This is a genomic window from Streptomyces sp. NPDC043896, assembly GCF_056435605.1.
Genome location: NZ_JBWKEE010000019.1, coordinates 87,493 through 106,552, shown reverse-complemented (window position 1 = coordinate 106,552; position 19,060 = coordinate 87,493). Strand labels below are relative to the sequence as shown.

At 74.2% G+C, this 19,060-nt stretch carries 17 protein-coding genes; 5 read left to right on the top strand and 12 right to left on the bottom strand.

Annotation, left to right across the window (positions count from 1 at the left end; translation table 11 throughout):
- Positions 1-66: 66 nt before the first annotated feature.
- Positions 67-1,800 (bottom strand): serine/threonine-protein kinase, encoded by a 1,734-nt coding sequence (locus AC069X_RS25860; RefSeq protein ID WP_478731892.1) that lies wholly within the window; start codon positions 1,798-1,800, stop codon positions 67-69.
- Positions 1,801-2,064: 264 nt separating this feature from the next.
- Positions 2,065-2,439, bottom strand: a complete 375-nt coding sequence (locus tag AC069X_RS25855) for a hypothetical protein (RefSeq protein ID WP_478731890.1) — start codon at positions 2,437-2,439, stop codon at positions 2,065-2,067.
- A gap of 277 nt (positions 2,440-2,716) precedes the next feature.
- Between AC069X_RS25855 and AC069X_RS25850 the strand changes: the two genes are divergently transcribed.
- Together AC069X_RS25850 and AC069X_RS25845 are read left to right on the top strand one after the other, a co-directional pair.
- On the top strand, positions 2,717-2,932 hold the full coding sequence (locus tag AC069X_RS25850; protein ID WP_478731888.1) for a hypothetical protein: 216 nt from the start codon (positions 2,717-2,719) through the stop codon (positions 2,930-2,932).
- A 112-nt stretch (positions 2,933-3,044) separates the two neighbouring features.
- On the top strand, positions 3,045-5,228 hold the full coding sequence (locus AC069X_RS25845; protein WP_478731886.1) for a substrate-binding domain-containing protein: 2,184 nt from the start codon (positions 3,045-3,047) through the stop codon (positions 5,226-5,228).
- 10 nt (positions 5,229-5,238) lie between these two features.
- On the opposite strand, the gene AC069X_RS25840 is transcribed toward AC069X_RS25845, so the two are convergent.
- A complete protein-coding gene (locus AC069X_RS25840; protein ID WP_478731884.1) occupies positions 5,239-6,456 on the bottom strand; it encodes a hypothetical protein in 1,218 nt (405 codons plus the stop codon).
- 115 nt (positions 6,457-6,571) lie between these two features.
- Positions 6,572-7,492, bottom strand: a complete 921-nt coding sequence (locus AC069X_RS25835; protein WP_478731883.1) for a MerR family transcriptional regulator — start codon at positions 7,490-7,492, stop codon at positions 6,572-6,574.
- A gap of 185 nt (positions 7,493-7,677) precedes the next feature.
- Between AC069X_RS25835 and AC069X_RS25830 the strand changes: the two genes are divergently transcribed.
- On the top strand, positions 7,678-9,411 hold the full coding sequence (locus tag AC069X_RS25830) for a carboxylesterase/lipase family protein (RefSeq protein WP_478731882.1): 1,734 nt from the start codon (positions 7,678-7,680) through the stop codon (positions 9,409-9,411).
- A 95-nt stretch (positions 9,412-9,506) separates the two neighbouring features.
- Here the strand turns inward: AC069X_RS25830 and AC069X_RS25825 are convergent, their stop codons facing one another.
- The 3 genes from AC069X_RS25825 to AC069X_RS25815 form a co-directional block, all read right to left on the bottom strand.
- The gene (locus tag AC069X_RS25825) at positions 9,507-10,508 is read right to left on the bottom strand and encodes a hypothetical protein (RefSeq protein ID WP_478731880.1); all 1,002 of its coding nucleotides are present in this window, start codon (positions 10,506-10,508) and stop codon (positions 9,507-9,509) included.
- A gap of 259 nt (positions 10,509-10,767) precedes the next feature.
- A complete protein-coding gene (locus AC069X_RS25820) occupies positions 10,768-11,169 on the bottom strand; it encodes a hypothetical protein (protein WP_478731878.1) in 402 nt (133 codons plus the stop codon).
- Between the two features lie 326 nt (positions 11,170-11,495).
- The gene (locus AC069X_RS25815; protein WP_478731876.1) at positions 11,496-12,014 is read right to left on the bottom strand and encodes a hypothetical protein; all 519 of its coding nucleotides are present in this window, start codon (positions 12,012-12,014) and stop codon (positions 11,496-11,498) included.
- A gap of 266 nt (positions 12,015-12,280) precedes the next feature.
- On the opposite strand from AC069X_RS25815, the gene AC069X_RS25810 reads away from it, so the two are divergent.
- Complete coding sequence (locus AC069X_RS25810) at positions 12,281-13,018, top strand: hypothetical protein (protein ID WP_478731875.1); 738 nt, start codon at positions 12,281-12,283, stop codon at positions 13,016-13,018.
- A 127-nt stretch (positions 13,019-13,145) separates the two neighbouring features.
- Positions 13,146-13,421, top strand: coding sequence for a hypothetical protein (locus AC069X_RS25805; RefSeq protein WP_478731873.1), 276 nt, complete (start codon positions 13,146-13,148; stop codon positions 13,419-13,421).
- A gap of 76 nt (positions 13,422-13,497) precedes the next feature.
- Here AC069X_RS25805 and AC069X_RS25800 read toward each other — a convergent pair whose 3' ends face one another.
- From AC069X_RS25800 to AC069X_RS25780, 5 genes are all read right to left on the bottom strand, one after another.
- Positions 13,498-14,751, bottom strand: a complete 1,254-nt coding sequence (locus AC069X_RS25800) for a hypothetical protein (RefSeq protein ID WP_478731871.1) — start codon at positions 14,749-14,751, stop codon at positions 13,498-13,500.
- A 23-nt stretch (positions 14,752-14,774) separates the two neighbouring features.
- Positions 14,775-16,379, bottom strand: a complete 1,605-nt coding sequence (locus tag AC069X_RS25795; protein WP_478731869.1) for a hypothetical protein — start codon at positions 16,377-16,379, stop codon at positions 14,775-14,777.
- Between the two features lie 79 nt (positions 16,380-16,458).
- A complete protein-coding gene (locus AC069X_RS25790) occupies positions 16,459-16,851 on the bottom strand; it encodes a hypothetical protein (RefSeq protein ID WP_478731867.1) in 393 nt (130 codons plus the stop codon).
- A 90-nt stretch (positions 16,852-16,941) separates the two neighbouring features.
- Positions 16,942-18,330: a sensor histidine kinase gene (locus AC069X_RS25785; protein ID WP_478731865.1), complete on the bottom strand. Its 1,389-nt coding sequence runs from the start codon at positions 18,328-18,330 to the stop codon at positions 16,942-16,944.
- A complete protein-coding gene (locus tag AC069X_RS25780) occupies positions 18,327-19,058 on the bottom strand; it encodes a response regulator transcription factor (protein ID WP_478731864.1) in 732 nt (243 codons plus the stop codon). Before AC069X_RS25780 ends, AC069X_RS25785 begins: the two co-directional genes overlap by 4 nt.
- Positions 19,059-19,060 lie beyond the last annotated feature (2 nt).

Below are 19,060 nucleotides of genomic sequence, written 5' to 3'. Positions count from 1 at the left end.
GGCAGCCCGTTTTCGCTACGGTGGCCGGTGCCGGCGCTGCTGGGCTCCGGCCCCCGTCCGCCGGATCTATTTGGCGATCTTCCAGAGGGACAGTGTGGTGACGTAGCCGGGCATGTCCGAGGACGGTGCTCCCTTGGTGGGGGGAAGGACGTCGGTGATGCGCAGCATCGCCAGGTTGTTCTCGCTGGTGACGGTGCACAGCACGGTGCCCTTGGCCAGTGTTTTGCCCAGGTTCAGTTCCTTCTCCGGGATGGAGGACGGCAGTGTGTCGGTGTCCACTGCGGTCTTGCAGGCCGCCGCTGTGTCGGCGCTGCCCGTCCCCATGGGGGTGAGGAAGCGCAGGTCCGCGTCACCCCAGTCCTGGTAGGTCATCTCCATGCCGTCGTCCTGGCCGATCTTGCCGTCGGGGAAGAGCTTGGGTGCGTCCAGGTCGACGTGCGTGCCGGAGCCGGAGGCCGGTGCGCGCAGGGTGAAGGGCCTGTCCGCGAAGAGGGGCGTGTACGCGGTCTTCGGCGGCACGGGAGACGGCGAGACGGCGGGTGCGGAGGTGCTGGTGCCCTTGTGATCCGGCCCTGAGCTGTCAGCACTGCCCGCGCCGCCCGCGCCGCCCTCCGGGCGCGTGAGCACCCATGTCGCGACGATCGCGGCGATGGCGAAGGTCACGGCGACCGCACCGACGCCGGCGAGCATCGCCGGGCGGCCGCCCGGGGCGGGCCGGGGAGCCGGGGCCGTCGGCCACGACGTGGGGGCCGGGCCGGGGCCGGGGGGCGGGGTGCTGGGTGGCGGCGGGGCCGAGACGGTGGGCTGTTCGGACGTGTGACCTCCGGCGCCCGGTCGGGTGGGGGTGGCCGTCGGGGCCGGGTCGGGCGCGGGCTGCGGAGGGTGCCGGACGGCTTCCTCCCTGCGCTTGATGCGGTCCATGACCGGTGCGGGCAGCCAGCTCTCGAACGCGCGCAGCGGTCGTCCCGCCGCCTCCTCGCAGAGCAGGGCGAGTTCGTCCGTCGTGATGCGCTCGGACGGATGGGCGAGGAGGCAGCGTTCCAGCAGGGTCCGCAGCGGTGCCGGGTAGCCGGTCAGGTCCGGGGGCGTGCGTTCGGTGTTGGCGATCCGTACGGCGAGGGCGGTCGCGCCGCCCTCCCCGTACGGATGGTGTCCGGTCGCCGTGACCGCGGCGATCAGGCCGAGTGAGAACACGTCGGCGGCGGCGGTGACGGGCTCGCCCAGCGTCTGTTCGGGCGACATGTACTGGGGGGTGCCGATGACTCCGCCGCTGCGGGTCAGCTGGGTGGTGTCGGCCGCGCGCGCGATGCCGAAGTCGATGACGTACGGGCCGGCCGAGCCGAGCAGGATGTTGGCGGGCTTCAGGTCACGGTGGACGACCTCGGCGGCGTGAATCGAACCCAGCGCCCGCGCGGTGCAGCCGACCAGCTGGAAGACCGCGGGCAGGGGGAGGGGACCGTACGAGGTGAGTACGTCGGCGAGGGAGACGCCGGGGACGAAGGCCGAGGCGATCCACGGAAGGGTCCCGGTGGTGTCGTGGTCGACGACCGGTACCAGGTGGTAGCCCTGCACCCGGCGGGCGGCCCGCACCTCCTGCTCGAAACGGCGCCGGAACTCGGGGTCCTGGCCGTACTCGCGGCGGATCATCTTGAACGCCACGGGCTGCCCGCCTCGCGTGTGCGAGAGGTACACGGTGCCCATGCCGCCCTCACCGAGGCGAGCCAGCAGCCGGTATCCGGCCGTCTCGCGCGGGTCGAGAGGGCCGAGCGGGGTCGGTATGTCGTCGTTGCCGTTGGTCACAGCAGCCGACCCTACGCGATGTGACTGTACGTCAAAGTGACCTGGTGGGTGCCGTTGTCGAACCCGTCGACGGTTGTTGGCCGACGTATCACGGCTCCGACCCAGACCCTCTGCGGCGGCGGCGAAGCCGTCGGCAACTGGTCGAGGCCGGCGGCCGGCCCGGCCCGGCCCGACCCGACCCGGGTCAACTCCGCCGCGCGCGCCGGGTGCCGGGGTGGGGTGGCATGGCCGGCACGGCACGACCGGGGCCGGGGCCGGGACGTCCTACGTGGGCGTTCTCGGTGTCAGCACGGAGAGCCAGTCGCTGTCGTCCGGGGAAGGGCCCGCGCCGCCCGCACCGGGACCGGGGGCGGGGGCAGGGGCAGGGGCGGAACCGGGGACGGGCGAGGGCGAGGGCGCCATGGCTTTGCGGAGGTGGGCGACGGTGGCCTCGGCCGCGGCGCGCAGCTGGTCGTCTTCGGACTGGCAGGCGGTGGCGTCGAGGAGGACGACGGCCGCCTGGAGCACGCCGACCTGCACGGGCACGGTCGAGAGCGCCGCGAGGGCTGCCGCCGCCTGTTCGGCGGGCGCGGCCGGGGACTGCGGAATGAGCTGGGCAACGCCTCGGCCGAGGCCTCGGTCGCGGGAAGGTGCTGTCACGAGGGGAAGTCTGCGGCGCAGGCGGCCTCCCGCCCAAATCCCCTGGGCCAAACCTCATATGGGTTGCGGATCACGGCTCCTGAGGGACGAACGACGGGACGAGGACGACCTCGCGGCGGCGGCCCTCGTCGCAGGACTCGCTGTCCGCACCGATCCGCCGCTCTCCCCGCTTCCGTAACCGCAGGGGCTCCAGCGCGAGGAAGCGAGAGGCTCAGCGGGCTTCGCGCCCGAACTGGCCAGGTTCGCCGCCACCCACGCCGGCTGGGACGGCCCCGACGTGACGATCGAGGACCTCCTCGTCAGCACGGCCGACAAGATCTGGAAGGACAAACGCGTGCCCGGCCTGGAGGAGCGGCTCGTGCAGGCGCTGACCGTGGCAACGGGGCGCGAACCCTGGGAGGAGTACCTGGCGCTCGACGATCTCCTCGCCCGTCTCGGCGCGGACGCCGGCCGCCGGTTGGCCTATCAGGCTGCCTTCCCCGTGGGCCGGTGACGGTGTTGCCGTCTCACACGGGCCGTCCAGCCACACCGCACCCGAGGAGAGGGCCGGGGCTACGCTGATCGCGGTTCGTACGTCAGGCGGTGGGGATGGCGGGGGTTGGGACGTGACGCTGAGGGACGGTGATCCGCGCACCATCGGCGGCTACCGGCTGGAGGGCAGGCTCGGCGCGGGCGGGATGGGTGTGGTCTACGGGGCGCGGTCGCTGTCCGGGCGGCAGGTCGCCGTGAAGGTCATCCGGCCGGAGCTGGCCGGGGACCCCGCCTTCCGGCAGCGGTTCCGCCGCGAGGTCACGGCCGCCCGGCAGGTCAGCGGGGCGTTCACCGCGCCGGTGGTGGACGCGGACGCCGACGCGGAGGCGCCGTGGCTGGCCACCCTGTTCGTGACCGGGCCCTCGCTGGCCGAGCGGGTGCACGGGCAGGGACCGTTGCCGGCGGCCGAGGTGTGGCTGCTGGCGGCCGGGCTGGCGGAGGCGCTGCGGGACATCCACCGGGTGGGGCTGGTGCACCGGGACCTCAAGCCCGGCAACGTGCTGCTCGCGCAGGACGGCCCCCGGGTCATCGACTTCGGCATCGCGCGGGCCGTGGACGGGTCCGACTCGACGGCGCTGACCGGGACCGGGGTGGTGGTGGGCACGCCGCCGTTCATGGCGCCGGAGCAGTTCCGGCGCGGCGAGGTGGGCCCGGCCGCGGACGTGTTCGCCCTGGGCTCGGTCCTGGTCCACGCGGCCACCGGGCACGGCCCGTTCGACGGCGACCACTCCCATGCCGTGGGTTTCCGGGTGGTCTACGAGGACCCGGACCTGACGGGCCTGGCCCCGGAGCTGCTCCCGCTGGTCGGGGCCTGCCTCGCCAAGGACCCGGCGGACCGCCCCACCGTCCCGGGCCTCCTCGCCCTCCTGGCCGCCGGCCCGAACCCGGCGGCCCCGCCGGGCGGGGCCCCGGGGACCACGGCCGGAGCCGCGCAGGGCGCGCCGGGTCCGGGCCGGGCGCCGGACGCGCCCGTTCAGGTCGAGGGGGCCGGTGCGTCGGGGGCGCCGGGAGGGGTCTTCGGGCCCCCGCCACCCCCGCCACCCTCGTCTCCCCCGCCGTCCGTCGAGCCGGAGCCGGTGGCCGGGGACACGGCCCCTTCCCCGCGGGCCCGCGAGACGGGGCGGGAGCGGCGCAACCGGCGCCTGGGGGTCGCGGTGGCCGTGGCGGTCGTACTGGCGCTCGGGGTCGCGGCGGTCCCGTTCGTGAAGGGGCTGCTGGGTGACGGCAAGGAGGGCCGTTCCGCCGGCTCGAACGGGTCGACCCCCCGGGCGGACGCCCCGGTCTGCGGGCCCGGCGGGGCCGTCACGGCCGCCGGGGCCAGTTCCCTCAAGGTGGCCATGGACCGCTGGGTGGCCGACTACCAGGCGGCCTGCCCCGGCACCCGGGTCGACTACACGCCCAGCGGGACCGGCGCCGGGTTCCAGCAGTTCAAGGACGGCACGGCCGACTTCGCCGTGGTCGACCGGCCCCTGACGCCGGCCCAGGCCGAGTCCGCCGCCGCCCGCTGTCCCGGCGGGAAGCCGGTCCACCTGCCGCTCGGCGTGCTGCCCGTGGCCGTCGTCGTCAACCTGCCGGGCGTGGACGCGCTCACCCTGGACCCGCCCACCCTCGCCCGGGTCTTCCGGGGTCAGATCACCCGCTGGAACCACGCCGAGATCGCCGCGACCAACCCGGGCCGGCTTCTGCCCGACACGGCGATCGAGGTGGTCACCCCGACCGACGAGTCCACCACGACCCTGACCTTCACCCAGTACCTCTCGGCCGTCGTGCCCACCGGCTGGGGGAGCGCCCCCCAGTCCTCCCTGACGGCCGTCGGCAACGGACCGGGCGTGCCGGGCAACGCGGTGGCCCGTACGGTCAAGCAGACCGCCGGGGCCGTCTCGTTCACCCGTCCCGGCGGCGAGGCCACGGGCCTGACCACCGTCCGGATCGCGACCGGGGCGCCCGAAGCGGTCGCCGTCGGCGCGGACTCGGCCGCCAAGGCCGTGGAGAGCGGCCGGGTCACCGGCACCGGGGCGGACCTCACCGTGCAGCCGGACTACGCGACCAGGGCCGCGGGCGCCTATCCGGTGGTCCAGCTCGCCTACGCCGTGGTGTGCGACCGGGGCGGCAACGGCGAGGCCCTGGCCCGGTACCGCCCGTTCCTCGTCTCCGCCGTGTCCGAGCGGGAGCAGCGCGCCGCCGCCGAGAACGGCTACGGGGCGCTGCCGCCCGCGCTCGCGCAGAAGGTCCGCGGGAACCTCGCCGCCCTCGGCTGAGCCCCCTCGTTCACGCGGTGGCCGCCAGCCGGGTCCCGGCGCCTGCCCGTACCTCAGGGGTCTCCATCGGGTCGTCGCGCAGCACCGCGATCCGTTCCAGGGTTTCGGGGTGGGCCGGGGCATGGAGGACGCCCAGCAGCCGTGCCCGTTCCTCGCAGTCCCACAGCGACTCGGTGTGGGCGTGGTCCAGGCCGCCCGGGTCGATGGCGGCCAGGGCCTCCAGGTAGGCGGCCCGTTCACAGGAGTGCGGGGTGCGCAGCCAGAACCGGCGCAGGTCGGCCACCGCCCCGGCGGCGGCCGGTCCGAAGCGGGCCAGCCGCTTCGCCGTGGCGGCGGGCCCGCACCACGCCCGGGTGCGCCACTGGCCGGCGAGTTCGGCCAGGAGGACGGGGATCACCTCGGGGCCGAGGTGATCGGCGAGGACGTCCGAGCCGAGCCGGGCCAGCCACTCCCGCTCGTCACCCGCCCAGAGGCGCGCGGCCGGTACGGCCAAGGCTCCGAGGCGTTCGACGGCCCGCCTGAGCAAGGGCAGGGGACGGCGACCGTCCGGAGTGACGAGCGAGGGCACGAGCGGGATCAGCCCCTCGGCCGGATCCCGGCGCGACAGTTCGCGCAGGGCGTCAGCCTTGCCGCCGGCCCCGGACGGGGCCCCGGCCCCCGCCAGCAGGTCGAGCAGCTCGCTGTCCGCCAGACCGGCCAGATCGTGAGCGGTGGGGCCCGGGTCGGGCCGCTGGACCTCGATCCCGAACCGGGTCCACGGCTCGGTGAACCACGGCGGCTCGGGCTCCCCACCGATCCGGGCCCGCGCGACCCCACCCAGATCCTCCCACCAGTCAAGGGGCCAGCTGCCGGCGACCGACTCCAGCACCGAGACCCAGTGCGCGCCCTCCCGCACATGGGAGCGCAGGGCCTCGCGGGCCTCGTCGCAGCCGTCGAGTGCGAGCAGTTCCAGCACCTCGGTCGCCCGTCGGCACCGTCCCTCGTCCCCGGCCAGCAGTTCCACGACCGGCGCGGGCGACAGACCCAGGTCCCGGACCAGTCCGGCGAGGTAGCGGGCGCGGTCGTCGAAGCCGTCCCACCGCCAGTCCCGCCGGATGCCGTCGTACACGAACGGCGCCGCCTCCAGGGGATCCCGCAGCGCGCGTACAGCACCCAGGCCGCGCCCTCGTTGCAGCAGGCCCTCGACCGAGTCGAAGCGGGCGTAGGGCATCACGTCGTCGTCGCTCATCACCCGGCACCCTGCCCGACCGGGGACGCGGGCGCCACGCGATATACCGGCCCGGGTTCGGGAGGTCCGAGGTCACCTCGCCCGTGTCCGGCACGCCCGTGTCCGGCACGTGTCCTCACCCACGGGTGGTGCCGGTGAGCGAGAGCGACAGGCCGTCCGTCAGCCATCGGTGGGCCACCGTCATGTTCAGCACGCGGCCGTCCGTGACGGTGCCGATCAGGGACCAGTAGCGTTCCAGGCGGGGGTCGAAGCCCGACGACCGCGCCACCAGCCCGTGCAGGTGGGCCCGGAAGGCGGGGGTGTCCAATTCCCGGCGGGCTCGGGCGTGGGCCGACACGAACGCCTCCACCGCGGGCCCCGGCCCGGGCGGCAGCCCCTGGGCGAGGGCGGCGACGGTCAGTTCCGCGGCTTCGTCGATCTCCGCGTAGAAGGCCGGACCGTCCCTCATCTCCTCGTCGTGGTCCTGGGTCCAGCGGGTGAAGCCGGGCGTGGCGATGAGCAGGTGCAGCTCGGCGTAGGCCAGGGCCGTGGCGGGGACGGGGTCCGGTGGCGGGGCGGGGGCCAGCATGGCGATCATGATGTCGAGCCGGCGTGGGGGCATGGCCGCGGACAGCTCCCGGTACCAGTGGTCGGTGAGGGTGCGCCGTGCCTCCGGAAGCCGCTGGACGCGCGCGAGTATCTCCAGCCGCCGGAGCCGTTCCTCCCCCGCGCAGTCGTCCAGGGCCTTGAGCGTGGCCTCGCGCCACCGCAGTTCGGCCAGGCGTTCCTGTACCGCTCCGAGCTCGGAGGACACCAGTTCGTCGATCGTGCGCTCACCCGTGACCACGTGGGTGATGGCCGCGATCGGGGTGTCCAGCGCCCGCAGGCGTCTGATGAGTGCGATCCGCTCCCACGCCTCGGGGCCGTAGCGCCGGTGGCCACCGCTGCTGCGGGCGGCCACGGGCAGCAGGCCGCTGTCGGAGTAGTAGCGGACGGTCTTGACGGGCAGGCCGGTTCCGGCCGCGAGCTCACCGATGCTCCACGTGTCTTGCGTCACAGGTCTTGAACCTCCAGTGCGGGGGAGGTCCTAGCGTATTGATCACCGACGGCGTCGGTCCTCCGGACCGATGCCGCAGCTCAGACCATGTGCGCGGGCGGCCTGCCGGTGTGTCCGCGTACGACCGCGTACGGCCCGTACGGCCTCGTTCCGTGCCGGCCCCGACCCGAGAAGGGTTGGTGTGCATGTCCCCCACCACGACCCCGACTACGGCCACGGCCACGACCGCACCGAGTCCCGGCCGCAGGGCCGCGCTCCGCGTCGTGCTCCTCCCCTTGCTGTGCACGGCGGCACTGTTCACGGCCACGGCCACGGCCACGGCCACGGCCACGGCCGCGCCCGCCGACTCCGCGGGGCAGGGCGGTGTCGTCGTCCGAACCGAGCAGGGGCTGGTGCGCGGTGTGCAGCACGGCACGTACGCCACCTTCGGCGGCCTTCCCTACGCCGCGCCGCCGACCGGACCGCTGCGCTGGCAGGCCCCCGTGCCCGCCGCCGCATGGCAGGGCGTCCGCGACGCGACGAAGCCGGGCCAGCGCTGCGTGCAGATGCCGATGCCGGGCGCGGGCACGGGCACGGACGCGGGCGCCGTCGTCGGATCGGAGGACTGCCTCTACCTCGACGTGACGGTGCCGACGGCGAAGCGGACCGGGAAGAAGCGGCCCGTACTGGTGTGGATGCACGGCGGTGCCTTCCTGGGGGGTTCCGGCAGCGATTACGGCGCGGAACGCCTGGCGGTGCAGGGTGACGCCGTCGTCGTCACGGTCAACTACCGGCTCGGGATCTTCGGCTTCTTCGGGCACTCCGGGCTGGGCTCCGCCCCGCCGTTCGGCCTCGCCGACCAGCAGGCCGCCCTGCGCTGGGTACAGGCCAACGCCGAGGGCTTCGGCGGCGACCCGGGCAGGGTCACGCTGTTCGGGGAGTCCGCGGGCGCCCTCAGTGCCTGCGCCCACCTCACCTCACCGACGGCCGCCGGGCTCTTCCAGCGCGCCATCCTCCAGAGCGGTTCCTGCCACACGTCCTTCCCGCGCGGCACCCTCGCCCCCGGATCACCGCCGTACGAGCCGTTCGCCTCGCAGACCGACGTCCAGACGGCCGGGGCGGAAGCCGCCCGGCAACTGGGCTGCACGGCGGGTGGCGGGGACGAGGTGCTCGCGTGCCTGCGCGGGCAGAGCACCGCACGTCTCGCCACCGCTCAGCTGATGCAGTCCTTCAACCGGCCCGCCTACGGCAACGGGCTGCTGCCGGCCGCACCGGACGAGGCTCTGGCGTCGGGACGCTTCCACCGCATGCCGGTCTTGCTGGGCACCAACCGCGACGAGATGCGGATGTTCGTGGGCCTCTCGCTCGCGGCGTTCCCCATCCGTGACGAGAGCGACTACCGCGCCCGTCTGGCGGACGCCTTCGGGCCCGCCGCCGCGGCCGTCGAGGCCCGGTACCCGGCAGCGCGGCATGCCTCTCCCGCGCTGGCGTGGGCCGCGGCGCTGACCGACCGGTCCTTCACGTGCACCACGCTGGCGGCCGGCCGGACCATCGCCGCACGCGCCCCGGGCCTGCCGCTGTACGCCTACGAGTTCAGCGACCCGAACGCCCCCGTCCTCGCCGGCCTGCCCTCGAACCCGGGCTTCCCCTACGGCGCGGCGCACGGCTTCGAGATGCCGTTCCTGTTCCCCTCCTTCCCCACCGAACGGCCCCTGACCGACGACCAGTCCGCCCTGTCGGCCCGGATGGTCGGCTACTGGACGGCCTTTGCGCGCACCGGCAACCCGAACACCGCCGACGCACCGCGCTGGCCCAGGCTCCGCCCGACGTCACCTCCCGGACCGTCGGTACTGTCGCTGGCTCCGGGACGGGCCGGGATCCACCCCGTCGACGCGTACTCCGCGCACGGGTGCGATCTGTGGGACCGCCTGGCCAAGTGAGTCGTCCTGTCACGCGGTGTGCCGTCCTCCGTGCCCGGCGGGACGATCACCCGCTCGGCGCGTCCGGTCAGCGGTGGCCGTCGGGGCGGCCGGGCTCAGGCCCAGGGGTCGTCGCACCCGGTGCCGGGCGGCGCGTCGTCCAGCATCTGGCCGAGGGTGCGGGCGAGTCCGCCGTCGCCGACGTGCGCGATCCACGGGACGTCGTCGAGGACGGCCCTCAGGCCGTCCTCCGTGGCCAGGAGGTGGTCGATCGTGGTCCGCAGCGCGTCCGGGACGGGATCGTCCACGAGGCAGAGCCAGGCCAGGGCGGCGGGCACCCGGACGTCCGCGGGGTGCGCGGGATCGGTCCACAGGGTACGGGCCCAGGCGGCGGTGCCCGCGACGGCCTGCTCGCGGCCCAGCTCCGCGACGGCCAGTACGAGGCTCGCGCGTACCTGGGGAGTCCTCTCGGTGGTCAGGCGGGCGCGGAGGGCGTCCGTGATGCGGTCCGCCTCGCCCGAGGCGGTGGCCAGGGTGTGGCAGGTGGCGGTGCGCACGTCGGGGTCCGGGTCGTCGAGAAGCGGAAGGAGCAGGTCGGCGTCGGCGGTCACGGCGTCGCGTGACGCTTCGACAGACCAGTTCATGAGGTATCCGCCGCAGTCGCACCGCAGTTCCTGCCCGGCCACCCTGAGGAAGGCGCCGCGGGTGCCGTCTCCCCAGTGCTCCAGGCGCGCCGCCGCGGCGGCCACGCCGAGTACGCCTGCCCGTCCGTGTGCCGCGGGGTCGGCGGCGATCCGCAGCAGGAAGGGCACCGTCAGCGGGGCCACCGAGCCGACGGTGCCCTGGTGGACGACGCTGCCCCACAGCAGGCTCAGGGCCCGGCCGGCGGTCTCGGCGTCGCGGGAGCGCAGGCGGGTCAGCTGCTCGGGCACGTCGTGACCCGAGCCGTGGGCGTGCCCGAAGCGGCTCCAGGCCACCTCCTTGAGCAGGAAGCCGTCCTTGACCTCCTCGGGCATGCCCGAGATCACCACGCGCACGTCGAGCTGCGTTCCCTCGTACGGCTCGAACCCGTCGACCGCCGCCTTCTCGACGTCGAACACCAGATCCTCGGACGTCATGCTTCCCCCTGGTGTGTGCCGCCGCCGGTCGGATACCGCTGCTGTCGTATCACGCGGCACTGACACCGCCGGCGCCGGGCACGCCTGCCCCCACCTCCTGCTCAGGGCCCCGCTTTCGGCGGGGCCCGAGCCACCCGAGCCACCGGGTTTCCGGTTCGGGGAGATCGAAATCCCTTGTTCAGGGGCTTTCCTGCGTGATGGCGCCGGGCAAACGCCGGGGATTCGGCATCGAATTCCAGGAACGGTCGGCCGGATCACGTCACCAGTCGTTGCAGGGGGTTTTGATCGTTTCCTCGCCCGAGATGTTCCCGCCGTAGATCCAGCCGTAGGGCGCCGCGCCGCCGGTGCTGACGTAATACCACCAGTTTCCGGCCGGGTTCTGGTAGCGGCACCATCCGCCGAGCCGCTGGCCGACGTTGAGCTTGGGGAAGATGTCGCCGCAGGCACTGCTCGGGCCGGTCCTGAGGTAGATGGAGGTCGTCACGGTGGCGCCCCCCAGCCCGTTCGACGTGGGCGCGGCGCCGCAGGCCAGGGCGCCGGCGGGGGCGTTCGACGGCGTGAAGTTCGGAGCTTCGTCCGCTGCGTGGACGGGGGTGACCCAGCCGCCGAGAGCAAGCATGCTGCCCAGGGCGGCCATCACGGCGGTGTGACGTAATCGCATGGTGGACTCCTTGCCTGAATGCTCGTTTTCCGGTGCGACCCGGTACCGTGCGGTCCCGGGGCTCGTGTCAGAGGATTCCGCGATCGGGACGGCATGGGCGACCGCGAGGCGTTCTCTCGTCCCTCTGCGCGAACCGCTCCGGGATTTCCCCCGCCTTCGCGGCGGACTCCGTCGGCGGCATTCCGCCGCGCCCCGTAGCCGGATTCCCATGGGGATCGAATCTGGCACGGGAAGGCGTACGCAGTCCAGCAATTCTTCGGCCATATGAGCCGTCACGCACTCGCTGTGAACGACCGGTTCGGCGGATGGCCTACCTCACGACGGGTTCAGCCCCGGGACCGCCGAGGGCGGTGGGGGCGGCGGCGTCCCGGGGTGGGATCGGGCGCGGCCTCCGGTGAGGAGAAGCCGCCCGGCACCGCGACGCGCTGCGCCGGCTGGGCGGTGGCGGGGGCTGTGGGGGTGGGGAGGCTGGGCTTGCCCGTGGCCAGGACCGTGAGGTGCGGGATGTGGCGGGCGCAGGCCTGGCAGACCTCGGCCAGGGTCCAGACCTGGCCGACGGCCGGGTTGTGGACGAGGACCAGCAGGCCGGTGCCGCCGCACTGGACGCGCGTCTCGTGGAGGGCGCACTGCGCGCTGCCGCAGGCGCAGGCGGCGTTGGGGCGCATGCCGGCGAGGCGTCCGTGGGCTCTGGCGTGCTCCGCGGCGAAGCGGCGCATGCTCGCGGTGTCCTTCGAGCGCGGCGGCATCCGGCAGGCGGGGGTACTGCAGGTGACGGACACGGTGTGGTCGGAGTGGCCGGTGAGGCGGACCGTCCAGGTCCGTCCCGGCACACGTGCTCCGGGCATCAGGGTCAAGTGGGGTCCTGTCGTCGTGCTGGTACTCGCCGGCGCTCCTGGCCGGCCCCTGGAGGGACCGGGTGCGTACGCCTTGTCGTGAGGCGGCCGCCGGCGGCGCGGGCCGTTCCGGCCCTGAACGCGCGTGCAGGGGACAGTAACCCGCATCCCGCCCGGCGCGGAACTCCGATTCGGTAACGGGGCGCGCCGCTCGCCCCCCGGCGGCCGCCCTCTGCCGCCGTCACCGGCGCCTTGGGCAGCTCCGGGCAGGCCTGTCGGTGCAGGATGCGACGCTGTCGTGGACGGGCGGCACTGAACGCCGGCAGCCGGTGCCGGAAGTCGAGACGCTCTCGAACATCTCTGGAGGAGTGGTCATGGCGTGGGAGACCGAAGGCGATGCCGGAGTCTTCGAACGGGGCGAGTGGTCCTATGCCGCGGCCGTCGGGGTGGGACCGCTGCGGTTCGGCATGACCACCGCCGAAGTGGTCGAGGCGGCTGCGGTACTCGGCCCGGCGACGGTCGGCGACTGCCGCCGCCAGTACCCGGTCTTCTCGCCGACGTGGCGGGTCGACGTCCACCGCCGCGGGGGTGTTCCTTCCAGGCCGGCCATCACGGCCTACGTGAGCGAGGCCGCGGGTCTGTTCGGTGTCGCGTGCGACGCCGAACAGGGTCCCCAGGTCGCCTGCCACGGCCTTCCCCTGGTCGGGAGGGACATGGCGGAGCTGGAGAGCGGGATGATCGCGTACGCCGAGGCCCATGACGTGTCGTTCCGCTACACGTGCGAGGGACACGCAGGACCGGATGATCCCGGGATCGTCATGCGCGCCCAGCCGGTCGGGGAGGTTCTCCGATCGCGTCCCCTGTTCATGGTGCCGCGCGACGGGGCGTGGACGGAATGGGATTCGCTGCCCTTCGAGGAGGGCGAGGAGGGCGAGGAGGACGGAGAGGGCCACGTCAGCGGACTCCCTGCGGGAAGTGCCGCGCCACCAGACGGCCCGTGGTCCGACGCCGGGTGACGCGCCCGGAGAGGAGAGCCGCCCGCGGGCCGGCCACGGTCGCCCGGGAAAATGCCGGGCCCGTTGTCGGAGCCGGGTGGCAGGATCCCCGGTGGTCGGGAACCCGGCCACGACGAGGGGGACGGGCATGGACATCGAGAGCAGGCACGTGTGGCCGCGCGGGGCGACGCCGTCGGACATGACCGAGCTGGAGGCCTGGCTGGCCGGCCACGGCTGGGAGGTCGACCCCATGGTCTACATGGGCGGCCCCGCGGGCGCGGCCGTGCAGGTGCGGCCGGCCGGCGCGGGCCGGCCGGACGGGGAGGCGGGGCTGCTGGTCCTGCCCGGGGAGACGGTGGAGTTCACGGGAGGACGGATGCGCGCCCTGCCGCGCCCGGTCGCCGCGGCGGCCAGCACGCCGTAGGCCGACGGGGCTCTTCCGGCCCCGTCCCCGCCGTCAGCGGCTTCGCGTACGTGTGGTTTCGCGGCCGGGGAGGGAATCAGTCGCCCGGGCGCACCGCCGCCTTCGGCTCGTCCAGGCGGTCGCGGAGATGGGCGACCGCCTCGTGCGGCCTGCCGTGCCTCACCAGGTACTCGGCGCGTGCGACGGCACCGGCCAGCGTGTCGGAGTCGGCGGACGCGGGCGGCTCCGGTTCGGTCTGCGCGGTGCGGCCGCTCCGTCTCATGACCTCGCCCCGCATGAGCACCCGCTCGTGGTCGTAGCCGCCGTGGCGGGTGAACCAGTCGTCGATGTAGGCGAGGGCGTCGTCGGGCCGTCCGGCGTCGACCAGGATGCGGCAGAGCAGGTGGACGATCCAGTCGGAGTCGCCGCGCGCCGTCTCCGCGACCGTGCTCAGCACCTCGACCGCTTCGTCGTGGCGGCCGTGGCGGGCGAGGAGTTCGGCGAGGACGAAGGCCGCGTGGGGATCCCCTGCTCCGGAGGGCTGTGCGAGCAGGGCGACGGCTTCCGGGATGCGGTTCTGGTCTTCCAGCAGCCGGGCCAGGGCGGCCAGGGCGTAGTCCTCGCCGCCGTCGGCCGGGAACGCGCGCAGCTCGGCCTCGCGTCCGTGGCGGCCCAGCAGGGCGGCGAGCTGTTCGGCGTAGTGGGCGTACACGACTCCCTCGACGCAGACGTGCCGGGCCAGCAGGTGGATCGCCTCGTCGGTGCGGCCTTGGAGTTCCAGGAACCTGGCGTGCAGCGGGACGGTGTCCGCGGGCGCCGAGCCCCAGGACTCGTACGGGTCCGCCGCCACCGTTTCGAGGGCCGGGAGCAGTGCGGCGATGTCGGCGTCGCGGCCGTGGCCGGCGGCGAGTTCCACCAGTTCCCCGGCGAGCAGGAGGTCCGCGGCTCGCGGCCCGAGCAGGGCGAGGACCTGGTCGATGTGGTCCTGCCGGGCCAGCAGCCGTGCCAGGTCGCGCAGCGCGTGCCGGTGTCCCGTGCCGGCGAGCGGCCGCAGCAGCGCGACGGCCTCGTCGAGCCGGTCCCACTCGGCGAGCAGCCCGGCGGCCGTTTCGACGGCGGGCCACCAGCCGGTGGCCGCGAACGGCTCCAGCAGCGCCAGTGCCGTCGCCCGTCCGTCGGGCCCGGTCTCCGCCGCGGCCTCGGCGAGCCGGCGGGCGCAGAACCAGTCACCGCGGGCGGCCGCCCGGTGCAGCACGTCGTGGTGGCCGTAGTCGTGGAGGAGTGCGGCGACCGTGGGGGGTATCCAGCCGTCGTAGGTGCGGTGGCGGTGGTCGAGGTCGGTTCTGTCCATGGTCGCGAATCCTGGGCCCGTCGTCAGAGGAGCGTTTCTGTGCGCAGCTTCTCGAGCAGTTTCGGCAGTGTGCCCTCGAAGGTGGGGAGCTGTTCGGTGAGGGCCGTGTGCTGCTCGGGGGTGAGGTCGCCCAGCAGGGCGTCCAGCGCGGCCGCGGCGGCTTCTTCCACGTACGGGGGAAACGGCCGCATCCACGGTCTGGTGCGCCAGTCCAGCAGGGCGCGGGCGGGGCGGGCGTGGTGCAGTACGTCCGTGATCGTGATGTCCGGGAGCCAGTCCTCAGCGTCGGGTGTGGCCGCCCACATCGCGAGGGGGCCCGTCTCCGGGGTGAGGCGCAGGGAGCGGAGCGCGTCGATTCCTTCGGCCCGGCTCCGGAACAGGTGCAGGAAGGCGTACTCGTCGACGGTCTCCCCGTGTGCCACCTCGCGCACGAGGTCCGTCGGGCAGTCGGCGGACCTCGCGAACCGGCGGAGGTCGTGGTGCGGGACGCCCCGCCCGTTCCGGTTCGCCGGGTCGGCCGCCCGGCTGCGGGCGATGTCCCAGTCGAGGGGGTACCAGGGGTCTTCGGCCACGGCGCGGCTGTGGCCGAGGAGGCGGGTCGGGCGGGCGAACCGGGCCGTGTCCCCGTTGAGGTGGCGGAAGAAGAGTGCTCGGAGGGCCTCGTCGAAGAAGCCGTCCACGTGCTGGACGAGGGCGACGGCCCGGCCCAGGGTCTCCTCCGGGGTTTCGGGCCCGGCCGTGGCCAGGGTGTACCACTCCCTCTCGTTGGGCCACAGCGGTGCGGTGGCGAGGGCCTCGGTGAGCAGGTCGGTCCGGCCGGCGCGGGCCAGCAGCAGCCCTGACACGAGCTGCTGGTAGGGGTGGAGCAGTGCTGTGCCGTCGGCGGCGGTGGCGCGCAGCGCGAGCATGATGTGATCGGGCTCGGACGCGTCGAAGTGGCGTGCGAGCTCATGGGGGTCGACGAGCTCCGCGATGCGCTCGGTCAGCTCCAGCGTCTCGGGCAGGCGCGGGACCGCTTCCGTGCGGCCGGGCGCGAAGGGGCGGCCCAGGAGGACGTCGAACTTCTGGCGGGCGCCGAGCCGGTCGTCGCGCAGGAGCCACAGATTGGTTTCGGGGTCGTCCAGTTCCAGCAGCGCCGCGACGATGCCCCCGTCCGGACCGGGAGGGTAGGGGCCGCCCTGGTCCATCCGCTCACGGTCCTTCGCGAGCTCCCTGCGTATCGCCAGGTCACCGTGGCGCATCAGCGCGCGTGCCACTGCGGAGCAGTACGTGGTCCGCTCCGCGAGCAGTCGCCGGCCGTCCGGGCCCAACCAGCGGACGATCAGGTCCACGGCCGGTTCGGGGGCGAAGTAGAGCATCCGTTCCACGGCCGGGCCGATGGCCGGCCACTTCGGGGGTGCGGGGTGCTGTCCGCTGCGGGCGGTCTCCTCGGCGGTGTCCGCCAGTTCCGCCATGCTGCCGGGGAAGCCCGCGGCCATCAGGGCCACGGCGGCCAGCCACCGGTCGCCGCTCTCGCCGAGCCGCTCCCGCAGGAGGTCCCGGCAGACCACGGAGGGGTCGATGTCGAAGGCGGCGTGTGCGGGGGTGGCCTTCCACCAGCGGTCTTCGAGCTCGGGGAGCATGGGCATCCGTGGTTCTCCGTACTGCGCGGCCGGTCGTCGGCGGCCGGTCGTCGGCGGGCGATCTGGTGTCACACGATGCGGTGGGCTACGCGTGGGTGGCGATGAAGCGGCGCAGTTCCTCGCGGGGGTCGGGGCCGGGGCCGCCGCGCCGGGTCCGGTTCAGGCTCTCCCCCGCGGAGATGCCGCGGAGCAGCATGTCCCGCATGGCCGACTCGGCCGTGGCCCTGGCCCGCGCGATCCGTTCACGGCTCTCGCCGGTGCCGTCATCGCTGGCCAGGACGGTGACGAGTTCGCGCTCCCAGGCCAGGACGTCGTCCCACACCCACATCTCCACGTGCCCGGACCCGGGGTGCTGGAGGGCCACCAGCTTCCATCCCCGCGTCTCCGTGAGCGGAGCTTCCGCCGACACCCAGCCGGTCGCCAATGCGGCCGCGCGTGCGGCGAGTTCGGTGTCGGCTTGATGGCTTGAATCGCTCATGCTGTCGACCCTAACCTATTTTCGTCGTGATGACGATAACTCCGCCCGGCCCGGTGGTCGGGCCTGATCCAAAAGACACGGCCTACCGGCCTAGCGGTGGCGCGGGCGGAGCGGGCGGCGGCGTGAGATGCGCGACCGGCGGCCGGAGGAGGGCGGCGCGGCCAGCGCGAACGTCACGGTCAGGCGCGCCCCGCCCAGCGGTCCGGTGTCGATGTGCATCGCACCGCCCGTGGCGCTCGCCGCCCGCTGCGCGATGTCGAGCCCCAGCCCCGTGGAACCGGTGCTGCTGCCGCGCGACAGCGCCCGGTCCGGATCGGGAATGCCGGGTCCGCCGTCCTCCACCACCAGTTCCACGGCCTGGGCCGTGCGCACGACCTGGACGCCGAGCGGGGTCCCGGGCTCCGTGTGCCGGAAGATGTTGCCGATGAGCGCGTCCACCACGGCGGCGATGTCGTCGTCGGAGAGCGCGACACCCGTGGGTTCCTGGGTGAGGTCCAGGGCGCAGGTGCGGTCCTGCTGCTCCGCCAGCACCGACCAGAAGGCCGTACGGCGGCGCACGACCTCGGCGACCTCGCAGCGCGGGGCGGTGGCCGGGGGGCGCGGGGCGGCTTCCGTCGCCAGCATGCCCTGGCCCATCGGGCCCACGGCGAGCGGGGTGCGCGCCGCCGCGATGATGGCCCGCAGCTCCGCCTCCAGTTCGGCGACGGCCGCCTCGACCCTGGCCGACTCCGGCGTACCGGCCATGCGTTCGGAGGCCAGGTGCAGGGCGGTCAGCGGAGTGCGCAGCCGGTGGGACAGGTCCGCGACCAGTTCGCGCTCGACGGCGAGCAGCTCCGTCATCCGGTGGGCCATCGCGTTGAAGGCGACGCCCGCGTCCCGCAGTTCCCTGGGGCCCATGGGGTCGACGCGGGTCTCCAGGTCACCTTGGCCCAGGGCGTGCGACGCCTGGGCGAGCTGCCTGGAGGAGCGTACGACCTTCGCGCCGAGGCGGTCGGCCACCAGCACCGAACCGGCGATCAGTCCCACGGCGAGGAAGGCCATGACCGCCCAGGACTCCGCGACCCCGCGGCTCAGTTCCGCCTCGGGGACGAAGTTCTCGATCACCGCGACCTGGTCGTCGGCGAGCACGACCGGCTGGAGGCAGATCCAGCCGTCCGGGATCTCCTGCGAGATGGACTCCCGCCCGCGCTTGGCCCGTTCGAGCAGGGCCGCCGGCGCCCGGGACGGGCCGAGGGCCCCCTCGTCCGGGAGATGGACGACCAGGCGCTCCGCCGCGTCCAGGCCGGCCGCGGACTCCCGCAGGGCGGCCGGGTCCGTGGTGAGCGTGAGCACCGGCGCCAGGGCGGCCGCCTGCTGCTCGGCCGCGGTCACCCCCTGCTCCTTGACCAGCGACATCACCAGCGCGGCGAGGGGTATGAGGAAGGAGAGGGCGACCATGGAGGTCACGGCGAGCGCCACTCCGGCCAGCGAGCGTCTCACCGCGGGGCCACCAGCTTGATGCCGACGCCGCGCACCGTCAGCAGGTAGCGCGGCGCCGCCGCGCGCTCGCCGAGTTTGCGGCGCAGGGACGACAGGTGCACGTCGACGGTCTGGTCGTCCACGTACGGCTCCCGCCACACCTCGGTCAGCAGCCGGCGCTTGGAGACGACCTGGCCGGTGTGGTGCGCCAGGAACGCCAGCAGGTCGAACTCCCGGCGCGTCAGCCGCAGCTCCCTGCCCGCCAGGTACGCGGTGCGCGCCCCCGGGTCCACGGTCAGCTCGCCCACGGTCGTGGGACGCAGCGGATCGGAGGCGGCCGGTGCCGCCGGGGCGCCGGCCGCGGCGCCGACGGCCGGCGGCGGCACGTGGCTGGTGCGGCGCAGGACGGCGGAGAGGCGAGCGATGAGCTGTCCGCCGGAGAACGGCTTGACCAGGTAGTCGTCGGCGCCCGCGTTGAGCAGCTTGATGATCTCCGCCTCATCGTCGCGGGCGGTGGACACCAGTACGGGCACGGAGGATATGCCCCGGATCATGCGCAGGGCGTCCCCTCCGTCCAGATCGGGCAGTCCCAGGTCGAGGACGACCGCGTCGACGGGTGTCTGGGTGACTTCCCGCAGCGCGCCGAACCCGTCGCCCACGCTGCGCACGGCATACCCGTGCTCCGACAGGACCTCGATCAGGGACTGTCGGATGCTGGGGTCGTCTTCCACGACCAGGACGCTCGGCATGG